Origin of the sequence: Deinococcus cellulosilyticus NBRC 106333 = KACC 11606 (assembly GCF_007990775.1) — a bacterium.
GTDB classification, from domain to species: Bacteria; Deinococcota; Deinococci; order Deinococcales; family Deinococcaceae; genus Deinococcus_C; species Deinococcus_C cellulosilyticus.
Genome location: NZ_BJXB01000027.1, coordinates 40371 through 54645, shown reverse-complemented (window position 1 = coordinate 54645; position 14275 = coordinate 40371). Strand labels below are relative to the sequence as shown.

The 14275-nt window shown below is 56.8% G+C and carries 15 protein-coding genes; 8 read left to right on the top strand and 7 right to left on the bottom strand.

All coding sequences use genetic code 11. From position 1 onward, the window contains the following. Window positions 1-18: 18 nt before the first annotated feature. From DC3_RS23075 to DC3_RS23065, 3 genes are all read left to right on the top strand, one after another. On the top strand, window positions 19-243 hold the full coding sequence (locus DC3_RS23075; protein ID WP_146888912.1) for a hypothetical protein: 225 nt from the start codon (window positions 19-21) through the stop codon (window positions 241-243). A 29-nt stretch (window positions 244-272) separates the two neighbouring features. Then, entirely contained in the window at window positions 273-671 is a 399-nt protein-coding gene (locus tag DC3_RS23070; protein ID WP_146888909.1) for a RidA family protein, read from the top strand. Window positions 672-751: 80 nt separating this feature from the next. Beyond that, window positions 752-2977: a carbohydrate binding domain-containing protein gene (locus DC3_RS23065; protein WP_146888905.1), complete on the top strand. Its 2226-nt coding sequence runs from the start codon at window positions 752-754 to the stop codon at window positions 2975-2977. A 180-nt stretch (window positions 2978-3157) separates the two neighbouring features. On the opposite strand, the gene DC3_RS23060 is transcribed toward DC3_RS23065, so the two are convergent. The 3 genes from DC3_RS23060 to uvrB all read right to left on the bottom strand — a co-directional run bounded on the left by DC3_RS23060 (window position 3158) and on the right by uvrB (window position 7781). Further along, entirely contained in the window at window positions 3158-4513 is a 1356-nt protein-coding gene (locus DC3_RS23060) for a GH1 family beta-glucosidase (protein WP_146888902.1), read from the bottom strand. A 120-nt stretch (window positions 4514-4633) separates the two neighbouring features. After that, window positions 4634-5659 (bottom strand): hypothetical protein, encoded by a 1026-nt coding sequence (locus DC3_RS23055; protein WP_146888899.1) that lies wholly within the window; start codon window positions 5657-5659, stop codon window positions 4634-4636. 106 nt (window positions 5660-5765) lie between these two features. Further along, window positions 5766-7781, bottom strand: coding sequence for an excinuclease ABC subunit UvrB (uvrB, locus tag DC3_RS23050; RefSeq protein WP_281292585.1), 2016 nt, complete (start codon window positions 7779-7781; stop codon window positions 5766-5768). Between the two features lie 136 nt (window positions 7782-7917). Between uvrB and DC3_RS23045 the strand changes: the two genes are divergently transcribed. From DC3_RS23045 to DC3_RS23030, 4 genes are all read left to right on the top strand, one after another. Continuing rightward, window positions 7918-8742 (top strand): CDP-alcohol phosphatidyltransferase family protein, encoded by an 825-nt coding sequence (locus DC3_RS23045; RefSeq protein ID WP_146888893.1) that lies wholly within the window; start codon window positions 7918-7920, stop codon window positions 8740-8742. A 17-nt stretch (window positions 8743-8759) separates the two neighbouring features. Then, the gene (locus DC3_RS23040) at window positions 8760-9164 is read left to right on the top strand and encodes an NUDIX domain-containing protein (RefSeq protein WP_146888890.1); all 405 of its coding nucleotides are present in this window, start codon (window positions 8760-8762) and stop codon (window positions 9162-9164) included. Beyond that, window positions 9161-9880, top strand: coding sequence for a bifunctional dihydropteridine reductase/dihydrofolate reductase TmpR (gene tmpR, locus DC3_RS23035; protein WP_146888887.1), 720 nt, complete (start codon window positions 9161-9163; stop codon window positions 9878-9880). Before DC3_RS23040 ends, tmpR begins: the two co-directional genes overlap by 4 nt. 67 nt (window positions 9881-9947) lie before the next feature. Further along, on the top strand, window positions 9948-10577 hold the full coding sequence (locus DC3_RS23030) for a hypothetical protein (protein WP_146888884.1): 630 nt from the start codon (window positions 9948-9950) through the stop codon (window positions 10575-10577). 43 nt (window positions 10578-10620) lie between these two features. Here DC3_RS23030 and DC3_RS23025 read toward each other — a convergent pair whose 3' ends face one another. Together DC3_RS23025 and ispF are read right to left on the bottom strand one after the other, a co-directional pair. After that, complete coding sequence (locus tag DC3_RS23025; RefSeq protein ID WP_146888881.1) at window positions 10621-11076, bottom strand: tRNA (cytidine(34)-2'-O)-methyltransferase; 456 nt, start codon at window positions 11074-11076, stop codon at window positions 10621-10623. Continuing rightward, window positions 11073-11549, bottom strand: coding sequence for a 2-C-methyl-D-erythritol 2,4-cyclodiphosphate synthase (gene ispF / locus DC3_RS23020; RefSeq protein WP_371863447.1), 477 nt, complete (start codon window positions 11547-11549; stop codon window positions 11073-11075). Before ispF ends, DC3_RS23025 begins: the two co-directional genes overlap by 4 nt. Before the next feature lie 188 nt (window positions 11550-11737). On the opposite strand from ispF, the gene DC3_RS23015 reads away from it, so the two are divergent. Beyond that, window positions 11738-12643, top strand: a complete 906-nt coding sequence (locus tag DC3_RS23015; protein ID WP_146888875.1) for a DMT family transporter — start codon at window positions 11738-11740, stop codon at window positions 12641-12643. Between the two features lie 140 nt (window positions 12644-12783). Here DC3_RS23015 and DC3_RS23010 read toward each other — a convergent pair whose 3' ends face one another. Together DC3_RS23010 and DC3_RS23005 are read right to left on the bottom strand one after the other, a co-directional pair. Next, the gene (locus tag DC3_RS23010) at window positions 12784-13299 is read right to left on the bottom strand and encodes a GNAT family N-acetyltransferase (RefSeq protein ID WP_186816203.1); all 516 of its coding nucleotides are present in this window, start codon (window positions 13297-13299) and stop codon (window positions 12784-12786) included. Continuing rightward, complete coding sequence (locus tag DC3_RS23005; protein ID WP_246130780.1) at window positions 13296-14117, bottom strand: metallophosphoesterase; 822 nt, start codon at window positions 14115-14117, stop codon at window positions 13296-13298. Before DC3_RS23005 ends, DC3_RS23010 begins: the two co-directional genes overlap by 4 nt. Window positions 14118-14275: the final 158 nt, after the last annotated feature.

Here is a 14275-nt window from a genome sequence, read left to right as displayed (position 1 = left end):
GAGAACGTATCTGTATGCATGATGAATCTTCTTTCTGTGGTTGTTGGGATTGTGGCGGCCATCGGTTTGCTGGTTGGACTGGTTCCCCTGCTGGGATGGGTCAACTGGTTCATCACCCTGCCCCTGGGCATCATTGGTCTGATTCTGGGAAGCCTGAGCGGCAGCACTGCAGGTCGCAACCTGAACATTGTGATCCTGCTGCTGGCTGCCCTGCGTCTGTTTCTGGGAGGCGGCATTCTCTGACCCCTGGATGCGTGTGATGTTGAAATCCCATGTCAGAAACCAGAATTGAACGCCTGAACCCTTCCGCATTGCATCCCGTCCAGCAGTATTCCCATGTGGTGCAGGTCACAGGAGGCCGCACCGTTTACATTTCAGGCCAGATCGCCCTGGATGCAGACGGGAATCTGGTGGGTGCTGGTGATTTTGAGCTGCAGGCCAGACAGGTGATGCTGAACCTGCAGGCGGCCCTTGCGGCTGTGCAGATGGATTTCCGTCATGTGGTGAAGATGACCCTTTTCCTCAAGGACCGGGCAGACATCGTGCGTTTCAGAAGCGTTCGAGCAGAATTCATTCAGGAGGACCATCTGCCTGCCATGTCTGCGGTGCAGGTGGCTTCACTGGTTCGAGAAGACCTGCTGCTGGAGATGGAGGCCATCGCTGTCGGATAGACGCAGACCTGTCGCTTGATGTCGTGCATCCTCTCGGGCAAAATGGAGCTACGCAAACGTTTTCATACCCGGAGGCTGATATGGTTTTTCACGGTCGCAGAAAGCATCTCCTCGTTGCAGGCACCCTGCTCATGGGTTCCGCCCTGGCCCAGCAGAGTCCTCTGGTCCTTGCAGACTTCGAAGGTGCGGCAGCACAGTCTCCGCTGCCTGCCAGCAGCGGGTTCATCACCTGGCAGGATGGCAGTGGGACGGTCAACCTCACCACCAGCACTGAAGATGTGGCTGCCCAGGGTGCAGCAAACCATGTGCTGGTCACCCCGGTCAACATCAAGCAGTGGGGCGGTTTCACCCATGACTTCTCGGTGGGGATCAATGGCGCTTCCGGCAGCCTGGACCTCAGCCCTTACAGCGGCATCCGTTTCTGGTTCAGGGGATCAGGCAGTGGCAACCCCATCCAGTTTGAACTGCTTGACAATCGGGGCAGGGACCAGACTGCAGACAGCGCAGAACGCTTTTTCTTCCGTTTCACCGATGACAGCGCAGAATGGAAGCAGGTCAGCATTCCCTTCAGTGCCCTGCAACGCCGCAGTGACTTCCAGCCTGCAGGTGCACCCTCGGACGGCCTGACCCTGAAAGAAGTCTGGGGTTATGCGCTCAATTTGCCCCAGGGGGAAACCACCTACGCTTTTGACCGCTTTGAAGCCCATCTGGAAGCGCCACCTCAGGCAGAGGCAGCCCCTGCACAGCTCTCCTTCAAAGACAAAGAAGTGCGGGTGACAGAAGGCCAGACCGCCACCTTCGAAATCCTGCTGAACGCCCCGCAACAAGAACCCATCGAAGTGGAATACGAAACCACCGATGGCAGCGCAACCACCAAGGATTTCGTTTATGCCAATGGCATCCTGACCTTCCAGCCTGGAGAAACCCGCAAAGTTGTTGAGGTCTCCACCTATCCCAACAGCAAGTACAGCGGCACCCGCACGGTCAATCTGGAACTGTACCCCCCGAAAAATGCCACCCTAGCGGCCACCACCAGCAAACTCATCATTGGTGATGATGACTCACCCAGTCTGGCCCTCGGAGACGACTTTGAAAGCAGCTCGGGGAACCTGAACCTCGGAAAAAACCTCACGGTGTCCACCATCGACGTGAAACAGGGAAGTGCCCAGGCCCATCCCGAACAGGACCTTGTGGAAGGCATGTGGTGGCTCAAGCTCTCTGGCAACGCGGCACCGTCGGCCACCCGCAACCTGCGCCCGGTGCAAGATTGGACTGGAGCGCAGACCCTCAGCTTCTGGTATTACGGTGAGAACACCGGAAAAGACATTCAGGTGCAACTCGAAGACGCCACCACCCTGCAACCCTCAAAAGATTGGAAAGTCACCTGGAGTGAGGAATTCAACAACCCTGCAGGCTGGCAGCCCAGCGAGGACACCTGGAATTTCGCGGTGATCGGCACCGGAAACGGCAACAGCGAACTGCAGTACTACACCGACAGGGTCGAGACCGTCAGCACCGATGGACAGGGCAACCTGCGCATCCGGGGAGACAAGGCCCCTCCCGGCATCAAATGCTGGTACGGCGAGTGCCTGTACACCTCTGCCCGCATCAGCACCCAGAACAAGAAAGAATTCGAGTATGGCCGCGTGGAGGCCCGCCTGAAAATCCCCGCTGGACAGGGCTTCTGGCCTGCCTTCTGGATGCTGGGCAGCAACATTGGCACCGCAGGGTGGCCCGGTGGCGGTGAAATCGACATTCTGGAAACCATTGGCAAGGAGCCTTACAACGTGCACGGCACCCTGCACGGACCGGGTTACTACTTCAGAGAAGGCACGCAATTCAGCAAGACCCTGACCCTCACGGAACCTGTGGCCAAAGACTTCCACACCTACGCCATCGAGAAACGCCCCGGAGAAATCACCTTCTTCTTTGACGGCAAAGAATACTACAAGGTCACGTCCAAGGACATTCCAGACGGCACCACCTGGGTCTTCGACCAGCCTTTCTTCATCCTGCTGAACCTCGCCATCGGTGGGGCCTGGCCTGGAAGCCCAGACGAAACCACTCCTTTCCCTGCAGACCTGCTGATTGATTACGTGCGGTACTACGAGCCTTCTGTTCCGCAACACCAGATCAGCACCACCTTCAAGGAAGACTTCACTGGCTGGAAGAAAATTGAGCTTCCCATCTCCAGCTTCAAAGGAGATGCAGGCTTCCAGTGGAACGGCCTGCAGCGCTTCCGTCTGGTGTTCCCGGATGGACTGGAAGGCAACCGTTACGTGGACAGCCTGAAAATCGGGAAGTAGCGTTCAGCTTTCAGCGGTCAGCATTCCGAAATGTTGCATCCAGTCCGACGAAATCTTTGGTCCAGCACCTGAATGATCTTTTTCACAGAAGGAGCACATGCTCCTTCTGTTTGCTGTCTGATCAAGATTTCTGGGGTCCTTCGCTCTTGCTGACGGCTGATGGCTGAACGCTGAATGCTTCTACACCGCTCCCTCCTTGCGCCATTTACCACTTCTCAGGTATCCCTGAAGCCAGTAGTAGGAGGCTTTGGGGGTGCGTTTGAAGGTCTCAAAGTCCACATGCACCAGTCCGAAACGCTGGGTGTAGCCTTCAGCCCATTCGAAATTGTCGAGCAAGCTCCAGCAGAAGTACCCGCGCACATCCACCCCTCTGTCGATGGCTTTTGCGAGGGCTTCGAAATGCTGTTCCAGAAAGTCGATGCGTTTGCTGTCGTTGATCTTGCCTGCTGGATCGGGGATGTCTGGATAGGAGCAGCCGTTTTCGGTGATGAAGATGGGAGGGAGTTTTTCGCTGTAGCGTTCCTGCAGGTCCAGCAGCAGTTGCGTCAGGCCTTCCGGGACGATGGGCCACCCGAAACCCGTCTGTTTGTAATCCAGCATGGGCACCATCTCCATGCCCAGTGGGCTGGTGCTGCTGGCCCGCACATGGTCGGGGTAATAATAATTGACCCCCAGAAAGTCGATTTTTGAACCGATGATTGGGAGGTCTTCTGTCCGGATGAAGGTCTCGGCCTGCTCTCCCAGCATTGCGAGGAGGCTTCTGGGGTACTCACCGAGCAGAATGGGGTCCACGAAAAGGCGGTTGTGCAGGTCATCCATTCTGGAGGCGGCCTGCAGGTCTTCATCGCTGTCTCCTGCAGGAATCACGGGGGCGAGGTTGTTGGTGATGCCCACTGGACTGCTGCTGGTCTCCCGGATGGCCTGCACCGCAAGCCCATGCCCCAGAAGCTGGTGGTGGGCCACAGGCATGGCGTCCAGCATCAGGGTGCGGCCCGGGGCGTGCTGCCCGAGGGCATAACCCAGGGTCAGGACCACGAAGGGTTCATTGAGGGTGATCCAGGCTTTCACCCGGTCCTGGAAGGCATCTGCCAGGATGTGGGCGTACTCTGCGAAACGGTAGGCGGTGTCCCGGTTGAGCCATCCTCCCTGGTCTTCGAGGGCCTGCGGCAGGTCCCAGTGGAAGAGCGTCACGTAAGGATCGATGCGCATCTCCAGCAACTGGTCGATCAGGCGGTCATAGAAGCCCAGGCCTTTTTTGTTGGCACGGCCTTTGCCTTCCGGTTGAATGCGGGGCCAGCTCACCGAGAAGCGGTAGGCATTCACCCCGAGGTCCTGCATCAGGGCGAGGTCTTCGGGAAAGCGGTGGTAATGGTCGCAGGCCCTGTCTCCATGACTGCCATCTTTGATCTTGCCAGGGGTGTGGGAGAAGATGTCCCAGACGCTGGCTCCCCGTCCGTCGAGGCGCACGGCCCCTTCAATCTGATATGCCGCAGTGGCGGTTCCCCAGACGAAATCTTGTGGAAACTGTGACGACATGTTGACCTCCTGTGGTTGCGTGATTGCGTGGATTCAGGTCAGGTGTCATCAGTATAAAGGAGTCCGGGCAGGCAAAAAAGAAGCCCGGGAACACCATCCTGGGCCTGCAATCTGCCAGTTTCAGCTTCTTTGAAATCTGCGGATGCCCTTTCCAATCCAGATCAGGAGCCACACCAGTCCGGCCAGCACAAAGACCAGCACGTAATCGATCACCGGAATGCGCACGATCTCATTGAGTTTGTCCCAGCCTCTGCCGCTGTAAACGTAGATCACCCAGCCAGAGAACAGGGCAGTGATGATCCAGCGGGTGAGCCTGCTCCAGCCCAGACCGTGCATCTGGGTGACGATGAAAATGCCCAGGAAGCCAAACGCGAACATCGGCCACAGACCGTTGGTGTTGGACAGGGCCACGATGCTGCCGTGGATGACCACCAGCAATTCCTGCACCAGCGTCCAGTAGCGGTTCACATGGATGCGGGTCAGAAAGAGGCTGCCCTGCAGCATCAGCATCAGGGTGTAGAAGGTGCCCAGCAGGTGGCCTGAGGTGGTTTCCATCGGGTGGTACCAGAAGGTGTAAACCACAGCCCAGGAGAAGAAGTAGCCGTGGTATTTGCGCACGGCGTCCACAATGGTGGCTTTGATGGGGGCTTTCTTGCCAAAAAACATGCCCCGGCGTTTGTTCTCCATGATCAGGACCAGCACCAGCAGCACAATCACCGAGCCCTGGGAGCTGTAGATGCTGACATCCTGGGCCAGACCGTCATAGAACAGGTGGGTCTGCAGCAGGTGCAGAAGCACAAACACCGCATTCACACCCAGGGCCCACACATTGACCGGGTGCAGTCCAGCCGTGTATTTCTTCACGCGGGTCTGGGCGTAATAGATCAGACCCCAGATGAGAATCTGGTGAGCCAGGTACAGGAACCACGCACTGAATTGAGTCCAGAAGGTGGGGTTCGGCAGCTTCCAGAAATACCAGGATGCCCCCTGATCGGGAAGAAAAGTCTGCCTGAGAGGCTCCAGACGGAAATCCAGCACCCACACCAGCAAGGTGAACAGGGCACTGAACAGGATGCCCCCCCAGAGGGCCTGGATGTCCTTGCGTTCGGGTTTCGGGCGGGTCACATCTCTGGCAGCCTGTTGCATGATTCAACAGTAGAAAAAACCCTGCATGTCACGTGTATTGTGGCCTACAGGATTCCTCAAAAAGCAGACCCTGGAGGATGTCCAGGGTCCCTTTGACGTGCAGCTTTTACCTTCTGCCTTTTTTGCGCACCTTCTGTCCAGGGACTGTGGGCTGTTTGAAGTCCTTGCCTGAGAGTTTGGCTTCAAGTTCGCGGATCTGGTCCCGCAGAGCAGCGGCTTTCTCGAAGTCCAGATCTTCAGAGGCCTGCCACATGTCCAGTTCCAGATCGGTGATCTGCGCCAGGATGGTGTCCCGGTCCATGGTGTCTGGCATGGCTTTCTTGAGTTCGGGTTCCTCTTCCCCACGGATCACATCCCGCACTTCCTTGCGGATGGTTTCGGGGGTGATGCCGTGCTCAGTGTTGTACTGCATCTGTTTCTCGCGGCGGCGCTCGGTTTCCTTCATGGCGTAGTCCATTGCTGGAGTCACCACATCTCCATAAAGCACCACTTCGCCGTTCACGTTGCGGGCCGCGCGACCAATGGTCTGGATCAGGCTGCGCTCACTGCGCAAAAAGCCCGGTTTGTCTGCGTCCAGAATCGCCACCAGGGACACCTCTGGAAGGTCCAGACCTTCACGGAGCAGGTTGATCCCGACCAGCACGTCGTAATGCCCGAGCCTGAGGTCACGGATGATCACCTGTCGTTCTACCGTGTCGATGTCGGAGTGCATGTATCTTGCCCGCACGCCCTTTTCCAGCAGGTACTCGGTGAGGTCCTCGGCCATGCGCTTGGTGAGGGTGGTCACCAGCACACGCTCCCCTTTTGCGGCCCTCTCGCGCACCCTACCCAGCAGGTCTTCCACCTGTCCCTGAATGGGCCTCAGGGTGACTTGCGGATCGACCAGACCGGTTGGGCGGATGATCTGCTCTGCAACGTTGCCTGAAACTTCCCGCTCATAAGGTCCAGGGGTCGCACTGACAAAGACAATCTGCCCGGTCTTGTCCAGGAACTCCTCAAAGTTGAGGGGACGGTTGTCCAGCGCACTGGGCAGACGGAACCCGAAATCCACCAGGGTCTGCTTGCGGCTTCTGTCCCCACTGCTCATGCCGCCAATCTGGGGCACCGTCACATGCGACTCGTCAATGAAGGTGATGAAGTTGTCCGGGAAGTAATCCAGCATGGTGTATGGGGTCTCGTTGGGCAGACGGCCATCCATGTGCCTGGAATAGTTCTCGATGCCGGAGCAGTACCCGAGCACTTTCAGCATTTCAAGGTCGTACAGGGTGCGCTCTTTGAGCCTTTGAGCTTCGAGAAGTTTGCCCACACTCTTGAAGTACTCCAGGCGCTCCTCAAGTTCCTGCTGAATGGTCACGATGGCCCGCTCGACGTTGTCTGCACTCGAAACGTAATGCTTCGCAGGGTAAATCACACTGGAGGGGAGTTCGGCAGCCACATTCCCGGTCAGCGGATCATACATGACGATGCGGTCCACCTCATCTCCCCACAGTTCCACCCGCATCGGAGCTTCATCGTAGGAGGGCCAGATCTCAATGACATCCCCCTTGGCCCGGAAGCGCCCTGCCTGGATCTCGATGTCATTTCTCTCGTACTGCAATTCCAGCAGCCGATCAATGATCTCATCGCGGCCCATTTTCTCCCCGACCTTCACGATGATGTTCATCTTGCGGTACTCTTCAGGATCTCCCAGACCGTAAATCGCAGAAACTGAAGCCACCACGATGGTGTCTGGTCGGGTCAGCAAACTGCGGGTGGTGGAGTGCCTGAGCCGCTCAAGTTCCTGGTTGATCGCTGCATCTTTCTCGATGAACAGGTCTTTGCCGGGGACATAAGCCTCAGGCTGGTAGTAATCGTAGTAACTGACGAAGAACTCGACGGCAGCATCAGGGAAAAAAGCCCGGAATTCACTGGCGAGTTGAGCGGTCAGGATCTTGTTGGGAGCAAGGATGAAAGCAGGCCGCTGGGTTTCCTCAATCACACGAGCAGCAGCGAACGTTTTGCCCGTTCCAGTCGCGCCCAGGAGCGTCTGGAATCTGAGCCCGTCGTTCAAACCTTCCACCAGGCTGCGAATGGCTGTCGGCTGGTCACCTCTGGGTGTAAATTCTGATTTCACCTTGAGCATAACCTTCATTTTACGTCATAAACCAAACAAAAGAGTGGGTGTTTTGGCCTAATTCAGGTGTGCAGGACCTGACATTCCGCTCACAATTGCGAGGCACACCATAAATTCCCAAAGCCCAAACTGTTACATTGAAACCGTGGACAGCCTGTACCAGAAGAGCGTCAAACCCCGCCCGAGGTTTGAGTGGACCAGCAAATTCATTTACCGGCCACTGGCCCACCTGATCGTGGTTCCGCTCTCGAAAACGCGGGTCACACCCGAGATGGTGGTGATGTTTCACACTGTGCTGGGCCTCCATGCGGTCAGCCTGATCCCGCAGGGCCAGACGTGGTGGCCTGCACTCCTGATGCAGGTCAAATCGGTGCTGGATGGGGCGGATGGTCAACTGGCCCGTGCCACTGGGCAAACCAGCGAAACCGGGCGTTACCTGGACACCAACATGGATTTTGTGGTGAACACCGCCCTGTTTGTGGCGATTGGCGCACAATCCGGCGAGTGGTTTCAGGCTTTTCTGGGTTGGGTACTGCTGGCCCTGATTGGCACCACCGATTTCCAGTGGGAGGCGGCACACCAGCGGTCCAGAGGAAACACCTTCCGGGCTGCCCCCGAGCAAAAGGGCGACAACCCGGTGATTCTGGGCCTGATGCGGGGCTTCTACAATGTGGTCTTTGGACCTCAGGACCGCCTGATCCGTGCCTGGAACGATGGCCGTTTCAAAGCCATCACCCGCAAAGCACGGCCCGATCAGCTCAAAGACGCTGAATTGATCTATCACACGCCCCGACTGCTGGACTTCAGCATGAACATGGGCCTTGCCACACAATTTCTGGTGGCAGGCGTTTTTATTGCACTCGGGCAGCCCCTGTGGTACGTGTATGCTCTGTACGTGCAGGCAGCTCTCCTGCTGCTGCTGCAGGTGTACCGCGAAAGGATCACCTTGCAGTTCCTGAAAAATTCCTGACCTCATGAGGGGAAAACATGAATCGACCTGTGGTGTGCGTGGGAGCGCTGGTTCAGGGTCCCACTGGCAGATATTTGATTGTTCAGACCACCAAATGGCGCGGCCTGTGGGGGGTTCCCGGCGGCAAAGTGGAATGGGGCGAAACCGCAGAGACGGCCCTGAAGCGGGAGTTCCAGGAGGAGGTTGGCCTTGAACTTTCCGACCTGCGTTTCGTGCAGGTGCAAGAAGCCGTGCTGAGCCCTGAATTCCACAGCAAGAGCCACATGATCCTGCTGGATTATTTTGCCCGCACAGAACAGCAGGACCTGCAGTACAACGAGGAAATCCTGCAACACAGGTGGGTGACCCTGGAGGAAGCCAGAACTTATGCCCTCAACAGCTTCACCCGCACATTGATCGATCAGGTGGAGGGGAAAGCATGAAACGCAGAAATCAGGGGGCTCTGGTCACGGGAAGCTCAGGGGGCATCGGGAAGGCCATTGCCATGAAGCTCGCTCAGGAAGGCTTCGATGTTGCCATCCATTACATGAGCAGCAAAGAGAAAGCCGAAAAAACCGCAGCAGAAATCCGCGCTCTGGGGGTGCAGTGTGTCACCCTGCAAGCGGACCTCACCAGACCGGAAGAAGCCGAAACGCTTGTTCTGGAGGCACACAGGCAGCTTGGGAACCTCAGTGTTCTGGTCAACAACGTGGGCAATTATGTGTTCAAGCCCGTGCTGGAAAACACCCTGGAAGACTGGCATGACATGCTGGACAGCAACCTGAACAGCACCTTCTACACCTGCCGTGCCGCCATTCCCCTCATGCGGGAGCAAAAACATGGCCGGATCATCAACCTGGGATACGCGGGGGCCGAAAATGTGCTGGCCCGACCCGGGAACACCGCCTATGCCATTGCCAAGACAGGCGTGATCATCCTCAGCAAGAGCCTTGCGAAAACAGAAATCAAACATGGCATCACGGTCAATGTGGTGAGCCCGGGCATCATGGAAACCAGTGTCACCAAGCCCCTCTCAGAGGTTCCTGCAGGCAGAGATGGCAAACTGGAAGAACTGGTCTTTGCCGTCTGGAATTTTGTGGATGGCCCTGAATACATCACTGGACAGGTGCTGGAAGTCTCGGGAGGCTGGAACCTGTGATCGGTCTGGAATTTCACGCCGAGGACAGAAGAAACTGCTAAAGTGGACTTGTCCTAAGGAGGAAAGTATGAAAAGCTCCAAATGGCTTGGCGTCATTGCCCTGACTGGCTTTCTTGCAGGTTGCAATCCCCTGGCACTGGTTCAGCCTCAGGTGCTGGATCAAAACCCCATGGGTCTGGATCAAGCTGCAATTGCATCTGATGCACTGAAGATCCTGGCGGTTGGTGCAGATTTGAACTTTGTCGCACCTGCATTCCAGGACATTGACAAAAACTCTTTGCCTCTTGGGGGAAGCGCAGGAGCAGATACCATTGTTGCCAGCATTAAAATCAAGAAGGTTCAGGTCACCGACTGCCTGACTCCACCCAACACCTTTAATGTTCAACTCAAAGGTGTCAAAGTCATGGTACGCAATGCCAGTGCACAAACGGGTCCCACAGCTTTGCAAAACCCAGACCCTGTCACGGGCGCTGCATCTGGAAAAACTGCATTCCTTGGGGGCTTCGAATACACGCTGGACAGCACCAAGGAGATCAGTTTTACTTTTGGACGCGATCTCTATGACACGGTCACTTCTGGTGGAGACAACATCGCAAGCATCGAAGGACTCGTAGAGGCAGACCAGAACACCCTGGCTGGCTGTAGACTTGTCGCCATTGTTGATGACCACACTGTGACCCTGAGCAACTTCCGATAAACCAGAATTCAAGAGAAGCAACCTGAGAACCAGGTTGCTTTTTTTATTTCCAGTTGTTGTTCATTTGCCTCAAAACTTCAAAAGCCGCTATCCCCACCGAAACCGACAGGTTCAGGCTGCGGCCCTGACCGGGCATGGGAATGGTCACGGGTTCAATGGAGGTGCGAATCCATTCTGGCAAACCCCTGGATTCCGGTCCAAACACCAGGTGATCCCCGTCCTGGTACTCCACATGAGTGTACACCCGGTCTGTCTTGGTGGTGAAAGCATAAAGCCTGGCCCCCTCAGGAACCGTGGACCTGAAGGTTTCCCAGTCGGCATGGTCCTGCCACTCCACATGCTGGGTGTAATCCATCACCGCCCGTTTGTACTGCGGGTCAATCAACCGGAACCCGAAAGGGCGGATCATGTGCAGTTTCACCCCGAGCACCGCACAGGTGCGCATGATGTTCCCCACATTGCCAGGATTTTCAGGTTCAAAGAGCACCACATGAATCATGATGGAATGCGCTCCAGCAGCACCGTCACGCGGGTCTGCACATGCTGCAGGGCCAGACCTTCACTGGTCTTGAAGGACACCCCCACCTCGGTTTCAGGCAGGCCCAGAAGCTGCGCCACGGAACGGGAAATCTCTGCCCTCAGGGGTCCCAGTTTGGGTCGGTCCAGGGTAACCACCAGGGCCACATTGACCGGGGCGTACCCTTTCTGGCGGATCAGGTCCAGGGTGTGCTGCAAAATGATGCGGCTGTCCATGTTTTTGTGTGCAGGGTCGGTGTCCGGAAAATACTGTCCAATGTCCCCAAGGGCCAGCCCTGAGAGCAGGGCATCTGCAACAGCGTGCAACACGGCATCTCCATCGCTGTGGGCCACTGCGCCCAGCGGACTGTCGGGAATGACCACTCCGCCCAGCGTGAGGGGGCGTCCGGCCTCCAGACGGTGGGCATCTTCTCCATATCCAATGCGGTAAAGCATGGTGAACATTATGGCAGAAGGTGGGCTTCGCCGCTGAAGGCAGAAAGCTGAAAGCAGAAGGCTTTTCAAGAATGCTGAAGCATTGGCAATCTGTAGTCACCTTTTGCCTTCTGCCTTTTGCCTTCTGCTTTGTATCCTGGATACGCAAAATAGCCTAACCCTGACGCCCCCTTGTTAGGATACCCATCATGTCGATGCACACCGTCGGGATTCTGCTGCTGCTGCTGGTGACCGCTTTCTGGGGGAGCACCTTTTCTCTGGTCAAGGACGCCACCGAGCACATGCCCACCTCCAGTTTCATTGCCTGGCGTTTCAGCATCGCCATACTGCCACTGCTGCTTTTTCTGCGCAAGACCAACCCCAAACTGTGGCGGGATGGCATGATCCTCGGTGCGTGGCTGGGGGCAGGGTACATCACGCAGGCCATTGGACTCCAGACCATTGGGGCAAACCGGGCGGCGTTCATCACCGGTCTGAATGTCATTCTGGTGCCCATCGGTCTGGCTGTGATGACGGGCAGAAAGATTTCTCCTGGCGTCTGGATATCAGTGGTGCTTTGTGCCCTGGGCATCAGCCTGATTTCCTGGGAGGGGGGGAGTCTGGCCATCGGGGACCTGTGGACCCTGGGCTGTGCCCTCACCTATGCCGGGTACATCATCTACCTGGAGCGCACCGCCAAAAGGCATGAGGTGCTGCCCCTCACCGCCATTCAGATTCTGGCTGTGGTGCTGATTGGCTGGCTGTGGGCAGGGATCGAAGCCACCCAGCACATGGGACATCTGGAAGACAGCCTGGTCACCAACTTCAAAGCCTACCTGAGTGTCCCGCCAGAAGCCCTGTGGCCCCTGATCTACCTGGGTCTTGCAGCCACGGCCCTGACCACCATGCTGCAGGTGATCGGACAGAAGTTCGTGACGGCGGTGGAAGCTGCGATCATCTATGCACTGGAACCCGTCACAGCCAGCATCTTTGCTTTCTTCTGGGCCGGAGAGGTGCTGGGCCTGAGGGGCATTTCAGGAGGGGCGCTGATTGTGCTGGCGATGGTGCTCTCGCAGTTGCCAGACCGCAAGGAAATTGTTCCGGTGCAGGAGTAGGGAGCGGTCAGCCCTCAGCCAAAAGCATTTTTTGTTCAGTCCAGGTCTCTGCTAGCCTGGACTGAATTTTTACCGGGGCAAAACACCATCAGACTCCCGTGACACTGTTTGATGCTCTCCTGCAGAGAGCTGAACGCTCTCTACAGTTTCAGTTCCCTCGGACGGTGCATGATCACAAAGCGGGTGTAATTGTCGCTGTAAAACTGGATGCCCTCATGCAGATAGGACCAGCCCAGACGCTCATACAGCCTTCTGGCCCCCTGGTTGGTGGTCTGGGTGGACAGCAGGAGGTTGGGGTAAGGCTGCCTTGAACCCAGGTACTCGATCATCTGCTGCCCGATGCCCTGGTTGCGGTAGCTGGGCAGGATGGCAATTTCCACCAGCACCCAGGCGTCCTTGAGGGCGGCGTGGTGCTCTCCGATGTGCCTGGAGACAATGTCGTGCCACCAGTTGCCCGGAACACTTTTCACCCCGAAGGCGATGCCCACCACCTCTCCTCCATCCAGAGCAACCACGCCCAGAAATCCCTCCTTGCGGGCGTATTCCCGAAAGAACTTCAGGGAAGTTCTCTCGTCATAACCCCAGGTGAGGGCATAGACCCGTACGCCTGCTTTCAGGTGAGGGGAAGTCTCAGAATAAGGGGCAAGCTCTATCACACTGGTTGCAAATTTAGCATGACCAGTTCCGCATCGCAAAGAAAACGAAAAGGCACCCCGGTGACGCCGAGTCCCCTGGAAACAAAACCCCGTGCTGGGGCATGGACAACACCCTGCGCAAACCGTTCACCGAAACGGCTGGGAATGTGAATGGCTCCCACCAGAGGAAGCCGGACCTGGCCTCCGTGGGTGTGGCCGCAGAGGGTGAGGTCGACCCATTCAGGGACCTGGGGCAGCACATCCGGGTTGTGACTCATCAGGAGCACCCCAATGTCCTGCTTGAGGTTCTGCAGGGCCGCTTCCAGGCTGGGGAGACCTTCCACCAGGTCATCGAGTCCAGCAAGTTGCAGGTCGGGACGCAACTGGACTGCGGCATTGTTGAGCAGGCGAATTCCGGCCTGACGCAGCACCTGTTCAAATTCAATCAGGCGCTCGGGAGGCAAGTAGTAATCATGGTTTCCCCACACGCCATACACCCCCAGAGGGGCCCTCAACTGGGAAAGCACCCGCCCCAGATCATGAATGCCTGCATAATCTTCAGAATTTGAGATGAAATCCCCGGTGATCAGAATCAGGTCCGGCCTGCGTTGCATGGTGGCCTTGATCCAGCTTTCAATTTGTGTGAGGGACACCAGGGCACTGTAATGCAAATCTGAGAGGTGGGCCACCCGCACAGCAGACTGCAGCCCCTTCACAGGCAGGGTGTGTTCATTCACCTCGAATTGTCTTGCTTCAGCAAAACTGTATCCTCCAAGTCCCACCACAGAGGCTGCAGCAAGTCCCATGCGCTGAAAAAATTGGCGTCGGGTCACTTTCACGCCCTTCAGTATGCCCAGCGTTCATGAGTGTTTGGCGGCAAAAGTCAGAAGAGAAATTTCTTCAGACAAGGGCACTGTGCAAGCAGCGCCCACATCAGGTTACGGATTCAATGCATTCTGCTTTCTGCTTTCTGCCTGAAATTGTTATGCTTGCCAGC

Bases quoted from the DNA above. Each gene is read 5' to 3' on its own strand.
- DC3_RS23075 (WP_146888912.1), top strand. From the start codon at position 19: ATGATGAATCTTCTTTCTGTGGTTGTTGGGATTGTGGCGGCCATCGGT.
- DC3_RS23070 (WP_146888909.1), top strand. From the start codon at position 273: ATGTCAGAAACCAGAATTGAACGCCTGAACCCTTCCGCATTGCATCCC.
- DC3_RS23065 (WP_146888905.1), top strand. From the start codon at position 752: ATGGTTTTTCACGGTCGCAGAAAGCATCTCCTCGTTGCAGGCACCCTG.
- DC3_RS23060 (WP_146888902.1), bottom strand. From the start codon at position 4,513: ATGTCGTCACAGTTTCCACAAGATTTCGTCTGGGGAACCGCCACTGCG.
- DC3_RS23055 (WP_146888899.1), bottom strand. From the start codon at position 5,659: ATGCAACAGGCTGCCAGAGATGTGACCCGCCCGAAACCCGAACGCAAG.
- uvrB (WP_281292585.1), bottom strand. From the start codon at position 7,781: ATGCTCAAGGTGAAATCAGAATTTACACCCAGAGGTGACCAGCCGACA.
- DC3_RS23040 (WP_146888890.1), top strand. From the start codon at position 8,760: ATGAATCGACCTGTGGTGTGCGTGGGAGCGCTGGTTCAGGGTCCCACT.
- tmpR (WP_146888887.1), top strand. From the start codon at position 9,161: ATGAAACGCAGAAATCAGGGGGCTCTGGTCACGGGAAGCTCAGGGGGC.
- DC3_RS23030 (WP_146888884.1), top strand. From the start codon at position 9,948: ATGAAAAGCTCCAAATGGCTTGGCGTCATTGCCCTGACTGGCTTTCTT.
- DC3_RS23025 (WP_146888881.1), bottom strand. From the start codon at position 11,076: ATGATTCATGTGGTGCTCTTTGAACCTGAAAATCCTGGCAATGTGGGG.
- ispF (WP_371863447.1), bottom strand. From the start codon at position 11,549: ATGCTTTACCGCATTGGATATGGAGAAGATGCCCACCGTCTGGAGGCC.
- DC3_RS23015 (WP_146888875.1), top strand. From the start codon at position 11,738: ATGTCGATGCACACCGTCGGGATTCTGCTGCTGCTGCTGGTGACCGCT.